17 protein-coding genes are annotated in these 15,683 nt (G+C 67.3%); 13 read left to right on the top strand and 4 right to left on the bottom strand.

Annotated features, from left to right (window positions below; translation table 11 throughout):
• The first annotated feature begins 161 nt into the window (after positions 1-161).
• The 13 genes from urtA (at position 162) to ureG (ending at position 11,310) form a co-directional block, all read left to right on the top strand.
• Complete coding sequence (urtA, locus tag M9917_RS02175; protein WP_465246361.1) at positions 162-1,418, top strand: urea ABC transporter substrate-binding protein; 1,257 nt, start codon at positions 162-164, stop codon at positions 1,416-1,418.
• Positions 1,419-1,519: 101 nt separating this feature from the next.
• Complete coding sequence (gene urtB, locus M9917_RS02170; RefSeq protein ID WP_297250660.1) at positions 1,520-3,121, top strand: urea ABC transporter permease subunit UrtB; 1,602 nt, start codon at positions 1,520-1,522, stop codon at positions 3,119-3,121.
• Positions 3,118-4,257, top strand: coding sequence for an urea ABC transporter permease subunit UrtC (gene urtC / locus M9917_RS02165; protein WP_297250659.1), 1,140 nt, complete (start codon positions 3,118-3,120; stop codon positions 4,255-4,257). Before urtB ends, urtC begins: the two co-directional genes overlap by 4 nt.
• 5 nt (positions 4,258-4,262) lie before the next feature.
• Positions 4,263-5,027 (top strand): urea ABC transporter ATP-binding protein UrtD, encoded by a 765-nt coding sequence (gene urtD, locus M9917_RS02160; RefSeq protein WP_297250658.1) that lies wholly within the window; start codon positions 4,263-4,265, stop codon positions 5,025-5,027.
• Positions 5,028-5,088: 61 nt separating this feature from the next.
• Positions 5,089-5,784 (top strand): urea ABC transporter ATP-binding subunit UrtE, encoded by a 696-nt coding sequence (gene urtE, locus M9917_RS02155; protein WP_297250657.1) that lies wholly within the window; start codon positions 5,089-5,091, stop codon positions 5,782-5,784.
• Position 5,785: 1 nt separating this feature from the next.
• Positions 5,786-6,622 carry an urease accessory protein UreD gene (locus M9917_RS02150; protein ID WP_297250656.1) on the top strand — a complete coding sequence of 279 codons (837 nt, stop codon included), beginning with the start codon at positions 5,786-5,788 and terminating at the stop codon, positions 6,620-6,622.
• Between the two features lie 12 nt (positions 6,623-6,634).
• Complete coding sequence (locus M9917_RS02145) at positions 6,635-6,937, top strand: urease subunit gamma (RefSeq protein WP_297250655.1); 303 nt, start codon at positions 6,635-6,637, stop codon at positions 6,935-6,937.
• A gap of 22 nt (positions 6,938-6,959) precedes the next feature.
• Positions 6,960-7,541: a HupE/UreJ family protein gene (locus M9917_RS02140; RefSeq protein ID WP_297250654.1), complete on the top strand. Its 582-nt coding sequence runs from the start codon at positions 6,960-6,962 to the stop codon at positions 7,539-7,541.
• A gap of 4 nt (positions 7,542-7,545) precedes the next feature.
• Positions 7,546-7,851, top strand: coding sequence for an urease subunit beta (locus tag M9917_RS02135; protein ID WP_297250653.1), 306 nt, complete (start codon positions 7,546-7,548; stop codon positions 7,849-7,851).
• Positions 7,851-9,563: an urease subunit alpha gene (ureC, locus tag M9917_RS02130; protein ID WP_297250652.1), complete on the top strand. Its 1,713-nt coding sequence runs from the start codon at positions 7,851-7,853 to the stop codon at positions 9,561-9,563. The genes M9917_RS02135 and ureC overlap by 1 nt, the downstream gene beginning before the upstream one ends.
• Before the next feature lie 10 nt (positions 9,564-9,573).
• The gene (locus tag M9917_RS02125) at positions 9,574-10,008 is read left to right on the top strand and encodes an urease accessory protein UreE (protein ID WP_297250651.1); all 435 of its coding nucleotides are present in this window, start codon (positions 9,574-9,576) and stop codon (positions 10,006-10,008) included.
• Positions 9,977-10,663, top strand: coding sequence for an urease accessory protein UreF (locus M9917_RS02120; protein WP_465246313.1), 687 nt, complete (start codon positions 9,977-9,979; stop codon positions 10,661-10,663). Before M9917_RS02125 ends, M9917_RS02120 begins: the two co-directional genes overlap by 32 nt.
• Entirely contained in the window at positions 10,660-11,310 is a 651-nt protein-coding gene (gene ureG / locus M9917_RS02115; protein WP_297250649.1) for an urease accessory protein UreG, read from the top strand. The genes M9917_RS02120 and ureG overlap by 4 nt, the downstream gene beginning before the upstream one ends.
• Before the next feature lie 72 nt (positions 11,311-11,382).
• Here ureG and M9917_RS02110 read toward each other — a convergent pair whose 3' ends face one another.
• The 4 genes from M9917_RS02110 to M9917_RS02095 form a co-directional block, all read right to left on the bottom strand.
• Complete coding sequence (locus tag M9917_RS02110) at positions 11,383-12,258, bottom strand: flagellar motor protein MotB (RefSeq protein ID WP_297250648.1); 876 nt, start codon at positions 12,256-12,258, stop codon at positions 11,383-11,385.
• Between the two features lie 28 nt (positions 12,259-12,286).
• Positions 12,287-13,144, bottom strand: a complete 858-nt coding sequence (motA, locus tag M9917_RS02105) for a flagellar motor stator protein MotA (protein WP_297250647.1) — start codon at positions 13,142-13,144, stop codon at positions 12,287-12,289.
• 286 nt (positions 13,145-13,430) lie between these two features.
• Complete coding sequence (locus M9917_RS02100; protein ID WP_297250646.1) at positions 13,431-13,799, bottom strand: hypothetical protein; 369 nt, start codon at positions 13,797-13,799, stop codon at positions 13,431-13,433.
• A gap of 195 nt (positions 13,800-13,994) precedes the next feature.
• On the bottom strand, positions 13,995-15,680 hold the full coding sequence (locus M9917_RS02095) for a cbb3-type cytochrome c oxidase subunit I (protein ID WP_297250645.1): 1,686 nt from the start codon (positions 15,678-15,680) through the stop codon (positions 13,995-13,997).
• Positions 15,681-15,683: the final 3 nt, after the last annotated feature.

Here is a 15,683-nt window from a genome sequence, read left to right as displayed (position 1 = left end):
ACCATTTTCACCGCCTGAACGGGCCTCCAGGAGGGTTGGCACATCGCTTGCCAAGCCCGGTGCATGGGCTCGTGGCCCGTCGGCGTCTGAGGGCGCCGCTCGCAACATTCCTTCGGGAGATGGCCGTGAACAGCAATCGTCGCGAATTCCTCGGCACCGCTCTGGCCGGTGCGGCTTTCCTCGGGTCCTCCCGTCTGCCGGCGGTGGCGCAGCAGGAGACCATCAAGGTCGGCATCCTTCATTCGCTCTCGGGGACCATGGCGATCTCCGAGACGACGCTGAAGGACGTCATGCTCATGCTCATCGAGCAGCAGAACAGGAAGGGCGGCCTGCTCGGCCGCAAGCTCGAGGCCGTCGTCGTCGATCCCGCCTCGAACTGGCCGCTCTTCGCCGAGAAGGCGCGCGAGCTGATCACCAGGGACAAGGTCGCCGCCACCTTCGGCTGCTGGACCTCGGTGTCGCGCAAATCGGTGCTGCCGGTCTTCAAGGAGCTCAACAACATCCTGTTCTACCCCGTCCAGTACGAGGGCGAGGAGAGCGAGCGCAACGTCTTCTATACCGGCGCCGCGCCGAACCAGCAGGCGATCCCCGCCGTCGACTATCTCGCCAAGGAGGAGAAGGTCGAGCGCTGGGTGCTGGCCGGCACCGACTACGTCTATCCGCGCACGACCAACAAGATCCTCGAGGCCTATCTCAAGTCCAGGGGCGTGAAGGCTGAGGACATCATGATCAACTACACGCCTTTCGGCCATTCCGACTGGCAGACCATCGTCTCCGACATCAAGAAGTTCGGCTCCGCCGGCAAGAAGACGGCCGTGGTCTCGACGATCAACGGCGACGCCAACGTGCCGTTCTACAAGGAGCTCGGCAACCAGGGCATCAAGGCGACCGACATTCCGGTCGTCGCCTTCTCGGTCGGCGAGGAGGAGCTCGCCGGCATCGACACCAAGCCGCTCATCGGCCACCTCGCCGCCTGGAACTACTTCCAGTCGATCAAGACGCCGGAGAACGAGGCTTTCATCAAGCAGTGGCAGGCCTTCACCAGGAGCCCGGAGCGCGTCACCAACGATCCGATGGAAGCGCACTACATCGGCTTCGCCATGTGGGTGAAGGCGGTGGAGAAGGCGAAGTCGACCGATCCCGACAAGGTCATCGACGCGCTGCCCGGCATCGAGGCGCCGAACCTGACCGGCGGCATCTCCAAGATGCTGCCGAACCACCACATCACCAAGCCGGTCTTCATCGGCGAGATCGAGGACGACGGCCAGTTCGACGTGGTCTGGAAGACCGAGGGCCTCGTGCCGGGCGATGCCTGGTCGAAGGAGCTCGACGGCTCGAAGGACCTCGTCGGCGACTGGGTCGAGAAGAAATGCGGCAACTTCAACGTCAAGACCGGCAAGTGCGGCGGCGGCGCGTGATGGGGAGGGGCGGCACGGGGGGAAATCCCGGCCGCCCTTCGGTCTCGCCTCGTCCGGCGCCTCCTTTTTCCGCGTCATGCTTCACGATGAAAAGCGAGCCGATGTCTTTCCTTCACCGCCTGCTGCATCTCGGAGTGATCCTCGTCGCGCTGGTCGCGGCCTCCGCCGCTTCCTACGCGCAGACGGCCGACGACGCTTTCGCGCGGCTGGCGGCGGACAGCTATTCCGACACGGCCCGCGCGATCGAGATCCTGGTTTCCGCCGCCCACCCCAGGGCTGCGCCGATCGTCGCGGCGCTCGGCGACGGGCGTCTGCTCGCAGGAGCAGGCGGCGTGGTTGAGAAGACGGCGGACGGCGGGCTCGTCGATGCCCGCAGCGGTGAGGCGCTGGCCGCCTTGCCGGAAGGGCTGAAGCCCGTCCGGCTCAACAACGCCCTCCGCCGCGCGGTGCAGGCCGCGCTCGGCGGCCTTGGCCTGCTCGCTTCCGATCCGGCGAGACGCACCGCCGCGGCGCAGGCCGTGTTCAGGTCGCGCGACGCCGGCCTGCTGCCCATTGTCGAGGCCGCGATCGGCAAGGAAACCGATCAGCGTGCCCTCGCGGCGCTGCGGCAGGCGCAGGCCGCGATCCTGATCGCCAAGCCCGACGCCCAGCCGCTCGATCGGCTGGCCGCCATCGAAGTGCTGCACGAGCGCGGAGACCAGGACGCGCTGGCGACGCTGCGGGCCTTGCCCGGCGATGCCTCCCCGGCTCTGAAGGAAGCGCAAGCCAAGGCGATCGCCGCCGTCGAGAGCCGGCTGGAGCTCTGGGCCGTCGCGCAGAACCTCTGGTACGGGCTCTCGCTCGGCTCGGTCTTGCTGCTCGCCGCCATCGGGCTCGCCATCACCTTCGGCGTCATGGGCGTCATCAACATGGCCCATGGCGAGATGGTGATGCTCGGCGCCTATACCACCTTCGTCGTGCAGGGATTGATCCGCAGCCTTGCGCCCTGGCTGTTCGACTGGTCGCTCGCCATCGCCCTGCCGGCCGCCTTCGCCGTCGCCGGGGCGGTCGGCATCGCGATCGAGCGCGGCGTCATCCGCTTCCTCTACGGCCGCCCGCTCGAGACGCTGCTCGCGACCTGGGGTATCAGCCTGATCCTGCAGCAGGCGGTGCGCACCGCCTTCGGCCCGACCAATCGCGAGGTCGGCGCGCCCGGCTTCATGTCGGGCGCCTTCGAGCTCGGCGGCCTGGCGATCACCTATAACCGGCTCTGGATCATCGTCTTCGCGGCGCTGGTCTTCGCGGCGCTGCTCGCCATCCTGAAGCTGACGCCGATGGGCTTGCAGATGCGGGCGGTCACGCAGAATCGCCGCATGGCCTCGGCGATGGGCATCCGCACCGGCCGCATCGACGCGCTGACCTTCGGCCTGGGCTCGGGCGTGGCGGGGCTCGCCGGCGTCGCGCTCTCGCAGATCGACAATGTCAGCCCCAATCTCGGCCAGGGCTACCTCATCGACTCGTTCATGGTCGTGGTCTTCGGCGGCGTCGGCAATCTCTGGGGCACGCTGGTCGGCGCCATAACGCTGGGCATCGCCAACAAGCTGCTCGAACCCTATGCCGGCGCGGTGCTCGGCAAGATCGCGCTGCTCGTCTTCATCATCCTGTTCATCCAGAAGCGCCCGCGCGGCTTGTTCGCGCTCAAGGGCCGGGCGGTGGAAGCATGATCGCCCGCTTCCTCCTGCAGGACATGGACCGGCGCGGCGGCATCTTCCTCGCCATCCTGCTGGCGCTCGCCGTGCTGGTGCCGCTGGCGAACCTGCTCGTGCCGGCGAGTTCGCCCTTCCATGTCCCGACCTCGACCCTGTCGCTCTGGGGGAAGTATCTCTGCTATGCGCTGCTGGCCGTCTCGCTCGATCTGGTCTGGGGCTATTGCGGCATACTGAGCCTCGGCCACGGCGCCTTCTTCGCGCTAGGCGGCTACGCGATGGGCATGTACCTGATGCGCCGGATCGGCGCGCGCGGCGTCTACGGCAATCCCGTCCTGCCCGATTTCATGGTCTTCCTGAACTGGCAGGAACTGCCCTGGTACTGGTGGGGCTTTTCCTCCTTCCCCTTCGCCATGCTGATGGTGCTGGCCGTGCCGGGGCTGCTCGCCTTCGTCTTCGGCTGGTTCGCCTTCCGCTCACGCGTCACCGGCGTCTATCTCTCGATCATCACCCAGGCGCTGACCTATGCGCTGCTGCTCGCCTTCTTCCGCAACGACATGGGTTTCGGCGGCAATAACGGCCTGACCGACTTCAAGGACATCCTCGGCTTCGCCATCCAGGCGCAGACGACGCGCGCCGCCCTGTTCTCGATGACCTGCATGATGCTGGCGGCCGGCTTCCTGATCGCGCGCGGCATCGTCGCCTCGAAGCTCGGCAAGGTCGTCGTCGCGATCCGCGACGCGGAATCGCGCACGCGCTTTCTCGGCTACCGGGTCGACCGCTTCAAGCTCTTCGTCTTCACCGTCTCGGCCTGCATGGCCGGCGTCGCCGGGGCGCTCTACGTGCCGCAGGTCGGCATCATCAACCCGAGCGAATTCGCACCCGCGAACTCGATCGAGACCGTGATCTGGGTCGCGGTCGGCGGGCGCGGCACGCTGGTCGGCGCGGCGCTCGGCGCCGTCGTGGTCAACTGGGCCAAGACGCTGTTCACCTCCGGCTTCATGGCGCCGTACTGGCTCTTCGCGCTGGGCGGGCTCTTCGTCTTGGTCACGCTCTTCCTGCCCAGGGGCATTCTGGGCACGGCCGAGGCTTTGTGGGCACGCCGCCGCAGGCCCGACCCGGCCCCGGCCGCAGAGCCGGCCCCGGCGGAGTGACGGTGATGAACGCGTCCGTGCCCGGCCAGCTCACCTCCTCGCTGCTCTATCTCGACGGTGTCGGCGTCTCCTTCGACGGCTTCAAGGCGATCCGCGGCCTGTCGCTCACGATCGCGCCCGGCGAGATGCGCGCCATCATCGGCCCCAACGGCGCCGGCAAGACCACGATGATGGACATCATCACCGGCAAGACCAAGCCCGATACCGGCACGGTGATGTTCGCCGGCTCCGTCGACCTGACGAGGCTCGACGAGGCGGCGATCGCCAATCTCGGCATCGGCCGCAAGTTCCAGAAGCCGACCGTCTTCGACAGCCACTCGATCGAGGACAACATCCTGCTGGCGCTGAAGGCGAAGCGCACGGTCGGCCGGACGCTGTTCTGGAGGACGGAAGGCGCCCAGCAGCAGCGCATCGACGAGATTCTCGGCATCATCCGCCTCGCCGACCGGCGCGACCGGCTCGCGGGCTTTCTCTCGCATGGCCAGAAGCAGTGGCTGGAGATCGGCATGCTGCTGGCGCAGGACCCAAAACTCCTGCTCGTCGACGAGCCCGCCGCCGGCATGACCGATGGCGAGACGGCGCAGACGGCCGCGCTGCTCAAGGAGATTGCGCGGGACCATTCCGTCATCGTGGTCGAGCACGACATGGGTTTCATCCGCGAGCTCGGCGTGAAGGTCACGGTGCTGCATGAGGGTTCGGTGCTGGCGGAAGGCCCGCTCGACCATGTCAGCGCCAATGAGCGCGTCGTCGAAGTCTATCTGGGGCGGTGAGCATGATCGGGAAAAGTGGGAACGGGTTTTCCGATCAGATCATGCGATGGAAAGAAACCTCATGCTGAGCGTCGACGCCATCGACCTGCATTATGGCGCCGCCAAAGCGCTGCGCCATGTCTCGCTGCACGCCGAGACCGGCAAGGTCACCTGCGTGATGGGCCGCAACGGCGTCGGCAAGACCTCGCTGATGCGCGCCATCGTCGGCCATCAGCCGATCTCGTCCGGCCATATCCGCTTCGGCGGCGAGGACATTTCCGGCCTGCGCAGCGAGGATCGCGCGCGCGCCGGCATCGCCTATGTGCCGCAGGGGCGGGAGATCTTCCCGCTGCTGACGGTGAAGGAAAATCTGGAGACCGGCTTCGCGCCGCTGAAGCGCAAGGAGCGCTTCGTCCCGGATGAGCTCTTCGACCTCTTCCCCGTGCTGAAGGCCATGCTGGGCCGGCGTGGCGGAGACCTCTCGGGTGGCCAGCAGCAGCAGCTCGCGATCGCGCGGGCGCTGGTCACCCGACCCAGGCTGCTGGTGCTGGACGAGCCGACCGAGGGCATCCAGCCCTCGATCATCAAGGATATCGGCCGCGCCATCGACTATCTGCGCAGCAAGGGCGGCATGGCGATCGTGCTGGTCGAGCAGTATTTCGATTTCGCCCGCGCGCTCGCCGATACGATGTTCGTGATGGACCGTGGCGAGGTCGTGCTGTCGGGGCCGGTGGCCGCGCTCGACGAGGCGCAGGTCCAGCGCCTGATCCAGGTCTAGGATGCCGGCGCTCGACCATCTTAGCCGTGCCGCCCCGATGCGGATGCAGCGCGCGCAAGGGCAGGCGAGCGTGAGCTTCCGCTCGCGCGACGGCCTGACCTGCCTCGATCGGCTGTTCCAGGAGGGCTGCGCGAAGCTGCGCTTCCCGCGCCCGCTCGGCGGCGACGATCCCCAGGCCATCCTCATCAATACGTCAGGCGGGCTGACCGGGGGAGATCGCTTCGGCGTCGATGTCAGTCTCACCGAGGGAGCCGCCGCCTGCATCACCACGCAGGCTTGCGAGCGCATCTATCGCTCCACCGGCGCGGATGCCGTGGTGAGCAACCGCCTGCGGCTCTCGGCCGGGGCGCGGCTCGCCTGGCTGCCGCAGGAGACGATCCTGTTCGATGGCGGGCGCCTGTCCCGCTCTCTCGACGTCGACCTCGCGGGCGATGCCGAACTCGTCGCCGTCGAGGCCGTGCTCTTCGGCCGGCAGGCGATGGGCGAGACGCTGCGCAGCGGTCATCTGCACGATCGCTGGCGCATCCGGCGCGATGGCCGCCTGGTCTTCGCCGACGATCTGCGCGTCGAGGGCGATATCGCTGCCCGGCTCGCGCCGCAGCCCGCCATGGCCGGCGGCCGCGCGATGGCGACCGTGCTGTTCGTTGGCGCTGCGCCCGAGCGCTTTCTGGACCGGGCCCGCTGCCTGATCGGGCCAAATGGCGGCGCCAGCACCTGGAACGGCAAGCTTCTGGCGCGGCTGGTCGAGGAGACCGGGCTCGCGCTCAGACGGCGGCTGGAGCCGCTCCTGACCCTTTTGACGGGCGGCCGGCCGCTGCCCAGGCTCTGGCAACTCTAGGGACTCGACGGCATGAACCTGACACCGCGCGAGAAGGACAAGCTCTTGATCGCCATGGCGGCCATGGTCGCCCGGCGCCGGCTCGAGCGCGGCGTGAAGCTCAACCATCCCGAGGCCATCGCCCTGATCAGCGATTTCGTCGTCGAGGGCGCGCGCGACGGCCGCAGCGTCGCCGATCTGATGGCGGCCGGCGCTCATGTCGTCGGCCGTGCCGAGGTGATGGAAGGCGTCGCCGAAATGATCCACGATGTGCAGGTCGAGGCGACTTTCCCCGATGGGACCAAGCTCGTCACCGTCCACCAGCCGATCCGCTGAACTATCCGAAACAGAGGCCACCATGAAGAGACTGTCGATCGCCCTGATCCTGAGCGCCGCCGCCGCAAGCCCGGCCTTCGCTCATGTCAATCCCGCCGAGCATGGCTCATTCGCCGCCGGCTTCTCGCATCCTCTCCTCGGGGCGGACCATGTCCTGGCGATGCTCGGCGTCGGCCTTTGGGCCTTTCTCGTCGGCGGGCGTGCGGTCTGGGCGATTCCCTCCGCCTTCGTCGGCACGATGATGCTCGGTTTCGGCGCGGCGCTCGCCGGCATCGGCCTGCCCTTCGTCGAGCCGACGATCGCGGCCTCGGTCGTGGTCATCGGCCTGCTGGCACTGGTCGCAGCCCAGGTGCCGGTGGTTGTCGGCATCGTCGTGGTCGGCTTCTTCGCGCTGTTCCACGGCTATGCCCATGGCGGCGAGATGGGCGAGGCGACGAGCCTGTCCTTCATGAGCGGCTTCGCGCTCGCGACCGCGCTGCTGCATGCGGTCGGCATCGGCATCGGCCTTGCCGGGAATGCGCTTTCGCGGCGCGGCCGGATCGCGGCGCGCATCGCCGGCGGCCTGACGGCGCTCGGCGGGCTCTGGCTGGTCGCTGGAGCCTGAGCGCATGATCCCCGGAGAGGTCTTTCCCGCCGCAGGCGACATCGTCCTCAACGAGGGGGCGGAGCCGATCTCCGCGCTCGTCGCCAATACCGGCGACCGGCCGATCCAGGTCGGCTCGCACTACCATTTCTTCGAGACCAACGCGGCGCTCGATTTCGAGCGCGCCGCCGCTCGCGGCATGCGGCTCGATATCGCCGCCGGCACCGCCATGCGCTTCGAGCCCGGCCAGCAGCGCGAGGTCCGCCTCGTGCCGCTCGGCGGCGGCCGCGCCGTCTACGGCTTCCAGCGGAAGGTGATGGGGCAACTCTGATGCCGGCCAAGCTCTCTCACGCGGCCTATGCGCAGATGTATGGGCCCACGGTCGGCGACCGGGTCCGCCTCGCCGATACAGACCTCATCATCGAGGTCGAGCAGGATTTCACCGTCTATGGCGAGGAGGTGAAGTTCGGCGGCGGCAAGGTCATCCGCGACGGCATGGGCCAGAGCCAGGCGAGCCGCGCCGAGGGCGCGGTCGACACCGTCGTCACCAATGCCCTGATCGTCGATCACTGGGGCATCGTGAAGGCCGATATCGGGCTGAAGGACGGGCTGATCGCCGCGATCGGCAAGGCCGGCAACCCGGATACGCAGGCCGGCGTCACCATCGTCATCGGCCCCGGCACGGAGGTCATCGCGGGCGAGGGCAGGATCGTCACCGCCGGCGGCATCGACGCCCATATCCATTTCATCTGCCCGCAGCAGATCGAGGAGGCGCTGATGTCCGGCGTCACCACCATGCTCGGCGGCGGCACCGGCCCCGCCCACGGCACGCTGGCGACGACCTGCACGCCCGGCCCCTGGCATCTGGCCCGGATGATCCAGTCCTTCGACGCCTTCCCGATCAATCTCGGCCTTTCCGGCAAGGGCAATGCCTCGAAGCCGGCCGCGCTCGTCGAGATGATCGAGGGCGGCGCCTGCGCGCTCAAGCTGCACGAGGACTGGGGCACGACGCCGGCGGCGATCGACAACTGCCTCGCCGTCGCCGACGACCACGACGTCCAGGTGATGATCCACACCGACACGCTGAACGAGAGCGGCTTCGTCGAGGACACGGTCGCGGCCTTCAAGGGCCGCACCATCCACGCCTTCCATACGGAAGGCGCCGGCGGCGGCCATGCGCCGGACATCATCAAGGTCTGCGGGCTCGCGAACGTCATCCCGTCCTCGACCAACCCGACGCGCCCCTATACGCGAAACACCATCGCCGAGCATCTCGACATGCTGATGGTCTGCCACCACCTCTCGCCTTCGATCCCGGAGGACATCGCCTTCGCCGAGAGCCGCATCCGCAAGGAGACCATCGCGGCCGAGGATATCCTGCACGATATCGGCGCCTTCTCGATCATCTCCTCCGACAGCCAGGCGATGGGCCGCGTCGGCGAGGTGGCGATCCGCACCTGGCAGACCGCGCACAAGATGAAGCTCCAGCGCGGGCGCCTGCCCGAAGAGGCCGGCGACAACGACAATCTGCGCGTGCGCCGCTACATCGCGAAATACACGATCAACCCGGCCATCGCGCAGGGGCTGTCCAGGCATGTCGGGTCCATCGAGATCGGCAAGCGCGCCGATCTCGTCCTGTGGAACCCGGCCTTCTTCGGGGTGAAGCCGGAGATGGTGTTGGTCGGCGGCATGATCGCGGCAGCCCCCATGGGCGATCCCAACGCCTCGATCCCGACGCCGCAGCCGATGCATTACCGCCCGATGTTCGCAGCTTACGGCCGGGCGCCGGCGATGTCCTCCGTCACCTTCGTCAGCCGGGCCGCGATGGTGAACGGGCTGAAGGACAGGCTCGGCGTCGCCAAGGGTTTGCTCCCGGTCGAGAACACGCGCGGCGGCATCTCCAAGGCGTCGATGATCCTCAACGACGCCACGCCGCGGATGGAGGTCGATCCCGAGACCTATGAGGTGCGCGCCGATGGCGAGCTTCTCACTTGCGAACCCGCGACCGTGCTGCCGATGGCGCAGCGCTATTTCCTGTTCTGAGGCTCAAGCCATGCTCCGCGCCATCTCCCACAGCCATGGCGGCGGCGACCGGCCCGCCGGTACGATCCGCCTCGACCATGCCGCCCGCCATCTGCGCCGCAAGCTCCTGACCACCGACCAGGGCGAGGAGATCATGGTCGACCTGCCGGAGCCCGTGCTCCTCGCCGATGGCGACCGGCTGGTGCTTGAGGACGGCCGCGGCGTCGCGATCGTGGCGGCGGAGGAGGAGCTTTACGAGGTGCTTGCGGGCGTCTGCCCCTTGCGCCATCTCGCCTGGCATCTCGGCAACCGCCATCTGCCCGCGCAGATCGACGAAGGCCGCATCCTGATCCGGCGCGACCACGTCATCCGCGCCATGCTGGAAGGGCTCGGCGCCTCCGTCCGCGAGGTCGTCGCCTGTTTCCAGCCGGTGCATGGCGCCTACCACCATCACCACCATGACTGAGACCGTCGCGCTCGTCCGGCTGATGACATGGCTGTCCCCGGCCTTTCCGGTCGGGGCCTTCGCCTATAGCCATGGGCTGGAGCGGGCGATCCATGACGGGCTGATTCCGGATCGCGCCAGCCTGATCGCATGGCTCGAGGCGCTGCTGGAGCGCGGCTCCGTCTGGAACGACGCGGTCCTGCTGGCCGAAGCCTGGCGCAAGGCCGGTGCCGGTGAAGGTGTCGACGATGTGGCGGAACTGGCCGCGGCGATGTCGGGTTCGCGTGAGCGCTACATGGAGACGACACTGCAAGGAGGCGCTTTCGTCGATGCGATGGCCTCCTGGAGCGGCGAGCCGCCGGATGGCGAGGCGGGGCCCGCGCCCTATCCGGTGGCTGTCGGGGCCGCCGCCGCCCGACACGGCGTCGGACTGGAGGATGCGCTCAGCGCCTATCTCCATGGCTTCGCCTCGAATCTCGTTCAGGTCTGCGTTCGCCTCGTTCCACTCGGCCAGCGCGACGGGGTGGCGGCGCTCGCCGCGCTGGAGCCGGTCGTCCTGCGTAGCGCGAGACGTGCGGCGACCTCGACGCCGGACGATCTCGGCGCCTGCTCCATCCGCGCCGATATCCTGTCGATGCAACACGAAACGCAGTATTCAAGGGTCTTTCGCTCGTGAACTCCCCCAATGGTCCGCTCCGGGTCGGCATCGGCGGCCCGGTCGGCGTCGGCAAGACGACGCTCACCGAGAAGCTCTGCAAGGCGATGCGCGGGCGCTACTCGCTCGCCGTCGTCACCAACGACATCTTCACCCGGGAGGACGAGCTGATCCTCAACCGGCTGCAGGCGCTGCCGGAAGAGCGCATCATCGGCGTCGAGACCGGAGGCTGCCCGCATACCGCGATCCGCGAGGACGCCTCGATCAACCTCGCCGCCATCGCCGAGATGCGCCGCCGCTTCCCCGATCTCGACCTGGTCTTCATCGAATCCGGCGGCGACAATCTCGCCGCGACCTTCTCGCCCGATCTCGCCGATCTCACGCTCTACGTCATCGACGTCGCCGGCGGCGAGAAGATCCCGCGCAAGGGCGGGCCGGGCATCACCCGCTCGGACCTGCTGGTCATCAACAAGATCGACCTCGCGCCCCATGTCGGGGCCGATCTCGACGTGATGCGCGCGGATACGGAAAGGCAGCGGGGAGACCGTCCCTTCGTCTTCAGCGATCTGAACCGGCTCGTCGGCCTGGAGGAGATCGTCGCGTTCATCGAGGGGAATGGCGGCCTTGGCGGTGGCGATTCAGCCCCGGCGCTCCTGCACGCTGGATGAAGACGCCGCCGTGCTTGTCAGCCACTGAGCTTAATCTCAAACGGACTCCGAGGCGGCCGAGGCGCCTTGTCGTCAGCGAAGGACGCCCGGGGGCAGCGGCGGCTCCGCGTTGAGCAGCGTGATCGTCACCCGGCGGTTCGGCGGGACGTAGGGATTGTCGGGGAAGAGCGGCTCGGTGTCGGCGCGTCCCACCACGGAAGCGAAGCGGTCGTTGGGGAGCCCGGCACCCGACAGGATCTCGCGCACGGCGAGCGCGCGCCCGGCGGTGAGGTTCCAGGAATCGACAGCCTGCACCGAGCCCGGGCGCGCGGCGGCCGTGTGGCCGGCGACAGACAGTTGGTTGGGCAACCGGCGCAGGGTGGGCGCGAGCGCCTCCAGCACGAGACGCGTGTGCTCGTAGGGCTGGACCGAGCCCTCGGGGAACATCGAGCGGCCGTATTCGTCCACGAGGGAAACGTTCAACCCCTCCTTGGTCGGCTCGATCACGATGTTGCGCGACAGCTCGGCGATTTCGGGCATGTTCTGGAGCGCCTGCCGGAGGCTGGCTACGGCGCTGTAGTTGGCCTGCACGCTGCCGGCGGCCCGGCTCGCGGCCTCGCGCTCGCTGGCGCCGCCCGAGTTGGTCGGGCGCGCCTTGTCGTCCTGCCCGGTCGTGCCCTTCGCCGCGTCGCGGGGCGGCGACGACTTGTTGCCAGACTTGTCCAGCGCACTGCCCATCAGGATGCCGCCGGCGCCACTGTTCGTCGGACTCAGGGACGCCGGCGCGAAGTATTCCGCCAAGCCGATCTTCTGCTCCTGCGTCGTCATGCTGATCAGCCACATCAGCAGAAAGAACGCCATCATCGCGGTCACGAAGTCCGCATAGGCGATTTTCCAGGCACCGCCGTGGTGCGCATGGGCGGCCTTCTTGACCTTCTTGACGATAATCGGCTGGGTGGGCTTGCTCATCGGGTCCCTGCTGGGGATTGGGTCAGATCTAGGCGGGCAGATCGGCGGTCGCCGCTTCCACTTCGCTGAAGGTCGGGCGGACGTCGCTCATCAGAGCCTTGCGGGCAAATTCCACCGCCATCACCGGCGGCTGGCCGCTGATATGGGCGAGCAGCCCAGCCTTGAGCGAAAGGTAGTATTTCGATTCCGCCTCGTAGATGCCTTTGAGCGACTGCGCCATGGGTCCGAAGAAGCCGTAGGCGACGAAGACGCCGAAGAAGGTGCCGACGAGCGCGCCGCCGATCAGATGTCCCAGCACCTCCGGCGGCTCGCTGATCGCCCCCATCGTCTTGATCACGCCGAGCACGGCGGCAACGATGCCGAGCGCCGGTGTGCCGTCCGCGAGCGACTGCATGGCCGCAACGACACGCTCCTGCTCCTGGTGGTGCGTCTCCAGTTCCTCGTCCATGAGAGCGTCTATCTCGTGGACGTTGTTGGCGCCCATCGTCAACATGCGCATATAGTCGCAGACGAACTCGACCGCATGGTGGTTCGCCGCAAAAGTCGGGAAGGCGTTGAACAGCGTCGACTCGCTCGGGTTTTCAATATGCTGCTCGACCGCGAGCATGCCCTTCTGCTTCACAAATTTGTACAATGAATACTGCATCCCCAGCAGTTCGACATAGCATTCCTGCTTGTACTTGGGGCCCTTCACGAGCGTGCCGAGCATGGCGGGCACGGCTTTGAGCACCGGCGCGGGGTTGCCGATGACGAAGGCACCGATCGCTGCACCGAGGATGATAACAAACTCGAACGGCTGCCAAAGGACCTCGAGGTGGCCACCCATCGCCGCGTAGCTGCCGAAGACGCAGACGAAGACGATGATTGTCCCGACGATCAGCCGCATGGTTTGCCACCCTCGCGCCGCAGCAGGTACAGGCCCGCGCGAAGCCACTAACGAGTCCGACGAAATGACTGATCAAGGTTAATAGCGAGTTTATGGCCAGCGGCCCGCGGGTTTGTAAGCGTCGTCCTCCGGCCACGGCTTTGAGGCTTGGGGCTCGGATTTGTCTACGAAGCCGGGGACCGTCCGAGGATAGGTCGGCTTCGTCCAACGCACCGGGGGCGGTCCAAAGCCTTACCCGATCCCGGCGATCGATGGGCCGCTTTTCTTCCACCGTCGATGGTTGGCGCTACCTTTGCCTGATGGCGAGCGCGGCGATGACGACCCAGACGGCGAGGCGTAGCGGCATGGCACCCATGGTACGAGCTTCGTAGGCGCCACCATGCCAGGCGTGCCAGAGGAAGGCGGCGAACACCGCGGCGGTCGCTACCGCTATCGCGACCGACAGCATCCGCGCCCATCTCACCATGCGCCACAGCCCGATGCCCGCCAGCACATAGGCAAAGCCAGCAACGAGGTTAAATTTCAGGACGAAGGGCACGACAGCGCCCATCTCCACTCCACCGAACAACGCACGGCCGCCCGAGACAACCGTCAGGATACCGAAGATCACTGCAACAACGGCCGCAATCGTGATCGGGAGCGGTCTATCGGTCATGGCCCCTGCTGGTCTTCGGTCATGCCGTACCGGACATTCCATTTTCGGCGGCGAACCCGATGATGGCGGTTTCATGGTTTGCTGTCGCCGGATTTTTTGTAATAGCTCGCGCTCGCCGGGTCGGGTGTCGTCGGCCCGGGTCGCTCCCGGACCAGTTGTCGGCCGTCACGCTGTCTGTCTAACGGCGCGCGCCGGTCAGGCGCCGGCCGGAGCGGCAACCGCGCTCGGGAGCGGCGCCGCCCTGGCGTTGCTGCGCGCCTCCAGGGAGCTCAGGAACCGCCGCACGAAGAACAGCGTCACCAGAAGCAGGCCCGGATAGCCGACCCCGCCCATCACATAGGGGAGCATCGCGTTGCCTTCCTGCACGGTGTGCAGGTTGAAGGACAGCAGGCCGAGCGTGATGATGGCGCCGAACACCCACATGCCGAGCAGCCAGATGCCGGTCTCCCAGCCGCTCAGCCGGCGGCCCCAGCCGGAGGCTGCCGAAGCCGGTGCGTCATCGGCGGCCGCCGAGGGCGCACGCAGGCCGAGCGTTGCCAGGTCGTAGACGATCAGGCAGACGCCGGCGGCGAAGACGAGGCCGAACAGCGGCACCAGCACCTTGGAGAACAGCATGGCCGGGCCGATGTCGCCGCCGAACCAGTCGAGTCCGAGCGTGCGGTAGACATAGACCTGGACCGTGCCGCCGATGGCGAAGGCGAAGCCGAGCCCCAGCATGCCGGTGAAGACCAGCCAGAAGGCGAGCTTGCCCGGCCGCTGGTCGAAATTCGTGACCCCGCGCATGATCGGCACGGCGTAATAGGCCGCCGCCAGGCCGAGCATCCCGAAGGTGCCGAACAGGGCCAGATGCGCGTGGCTCGCCGTCACCCATGTCCCGTGCGACCAGACATTGGTGAGCGCGAAGGTCATGGTGAAGCCGAGGATGCCGGCGCCGACCTGCTCCAGCACGACCGAGCCCAGCAGGAAGGCGAAGGCCGGCATGTTGGGGATCGGCTTGGCGTCCTGATGCGCGTCGAGATAGATGTGCCAGAAGCAGAAGATCAGCGGCAGCGGTTCCAGCGCGCTGAACAGCGAGCCCCAGAACTGCCAGAACTCCGGCGTGCCGATCCAGAAATAATGGTGCGCATTGCCGATCAGCCCCGACAACCAGACCAGCGAGATGCCCCAGAACACGGCATAGCCGACCGTCTTCACGTCGGCCCTGAACAGGAGCACCAGCAGGAAGCCGACCAGCGCGATGTGGATCACCTCCCACACGCCCTCGACCCAGTAATGGACGACGTACCAGCGGAAATATTCCTGGAGGTCGAGCCGCTCGATGAAGAACAGGCCGAATATCCACACCAGCGTCAGCGCCACGACGCCGAGCCCGAGCCCCCAATGAATCTCGTTCCATTGCGACGGCGGCGGGAAAGTGCGCAGCACCACGTAGCAGAGGATGGCGAAGCCGACGAGGATGACGATGTCGGCGATGCGGCCGGCCTCGAGATATTCCAGCCCTTCCTGGAGCATGGGCTGGCCCATCCACCAGCCGGCGACGCCCCGCTGCGCCAGCATCTGGGTGGCGAGGTTCCAGGCCACCACCGCCAGCAGCGCGTAGAACAGGAACTTGATCAGCCATGGCGCGGCGAGTTCCCGCTTCGACAGAAGCGGCCCGACGAACAGGATCGTGCCGATGAAGCCGCACAGCACCCAGAAGATCGCCAGGTTGAGATGCTGGGTGCGGACGACGTTGAAGTTCAGCGTTCCGGCAAGCAGCGTCGGGTCGAGATGCTGGGCGGACAGCAGCAGGCCGAGCGCGGTCTGGAAGAAGAACAGCACCAGCATGACCATGAAGAAGCGCAGGGAAAGGCGCTGGGTCTGGTATTCGATCCTGAACATGGC

It is taken from the genome of Bosea sp. (in: a-proteobacteria) (assembly GCF_023953965.1).
In the GTDB taxonomy this organism is placed as follows: Bacteria; Pseudomonadota; Alphaproteobacteria; order Rhizobiales; family Beijerinckiaceae; genus Allobosea.
Note: the sequence above shows the minus strand (reverse complement) of the source record. Positions and strands in the feature narration are given on the sequence as shown.

Excerpts from the sequence above, each read along its gene's own strand:
- urtB (WP_297250660.1), top strand. The coding sequence starts at position 1,520 with ATGTCTTTCCTTCACCGCCTGCTGCATCTCGGAGTGATCCTCGTCGCG.
- urtC (WP_297250659.1), top strand. The coding sequence starts at position 3,118 with ATGATCGCCCGCTTCCTCCTGCAGGACATGGACCGGCGCGGCGGCATC.
- urtD (WP_297250658.1), top strand. The coding sequence starts at position 4,263 with ATGAACGCGTCCGTGCCCGGCCAGCTCACCTCCTCGCTGCTCTATCTC.
- urtE (WP_297250657.1), top strand. The coding sequence starts at position 5,089 with ATGCTGAGCGTCGACGCCATCGACCTGCATTATGGCGCCGCCAAAGCG.
- M9917_RS02150 (WP_297250656.1), top strand. The coding sequence starts at position 5,786 with ATGCCGGCGCTCGACCATCTTAGCCGTGCCGCCCCGATGCGGATGCAG.
- M9917_RS02145 (WP_297250655.1), top strand. The coding sequence starts at position 6,635 with ATGAACCTGACACCGCGCGAGAAGGACAAGCTCTTGATCGCCATGGCG.
- M9917_RS02140 (WP_297250654.1), top strand. The coding sequence starts at position 6,960 with ATGAAGAGACTGTCGATCGCCCTGATCCTGAGCGCCGCCGCCGCAAGC.
- M9917_RS02135 (WP_297250653.1), top strand. The coding sequence starts at position 7,546 with ATGATCCCCGGAGAGGTCTTTCCCGCCGCAGGCGACATCGTCCTCAAC.
- ureC (WP_297250652.1), top strand. The coding sequence starts at position 7,851 with ATGCCGGCCAAGCTCTCTCACGCGGCCTATGCGCAGATGTATGGGCCC.
- M9917_RS02125 (WP_297250651.1), top strand. The coding sequence starts at position 9,574 with ATGCTCCGCGCCATCTCCCACAGCCATGGCGGCGGCGACCGGCCCGCC.
- M9917_RS02120 (WP_465246313.1), top strand. The coding sequence starts at position 9,977 with ATGGCGCCTACCACCATCACCACCATGACTGAGACCGTCGCGCTCGTC.
- M9917_RS02110 (WP_297250648.1), bottom strand. The coding sequence starts at position 12,258 with ATGAGCAAGCCCACCCAGCCGATTATCGTCAAGAAGGTCAAGAAGGCC.
- motA (WP_297250647.1), bottom strand. The coding sequence starts at position 13,144 with ATGCGGCTGATCGTCGGGACAATCATCGTCTTCGTCTGCGTCTTCGGC.
- M9917_RS02100 (WP_297250646.1), bottom strand. The coding sequence starts at position 13,799 with ATGACCGATAGACCGCTCCCGATCACGATTGCGGCCGTTGTTGCAGTG.
- M9917_RS02095 (WP_297250645.1), bottom strand. The coding sequence starts at position 15,680 with ATGTTCAGGATCGAATACCAGACCCAGCGCCTTTCCCTGCGCTTCTTC.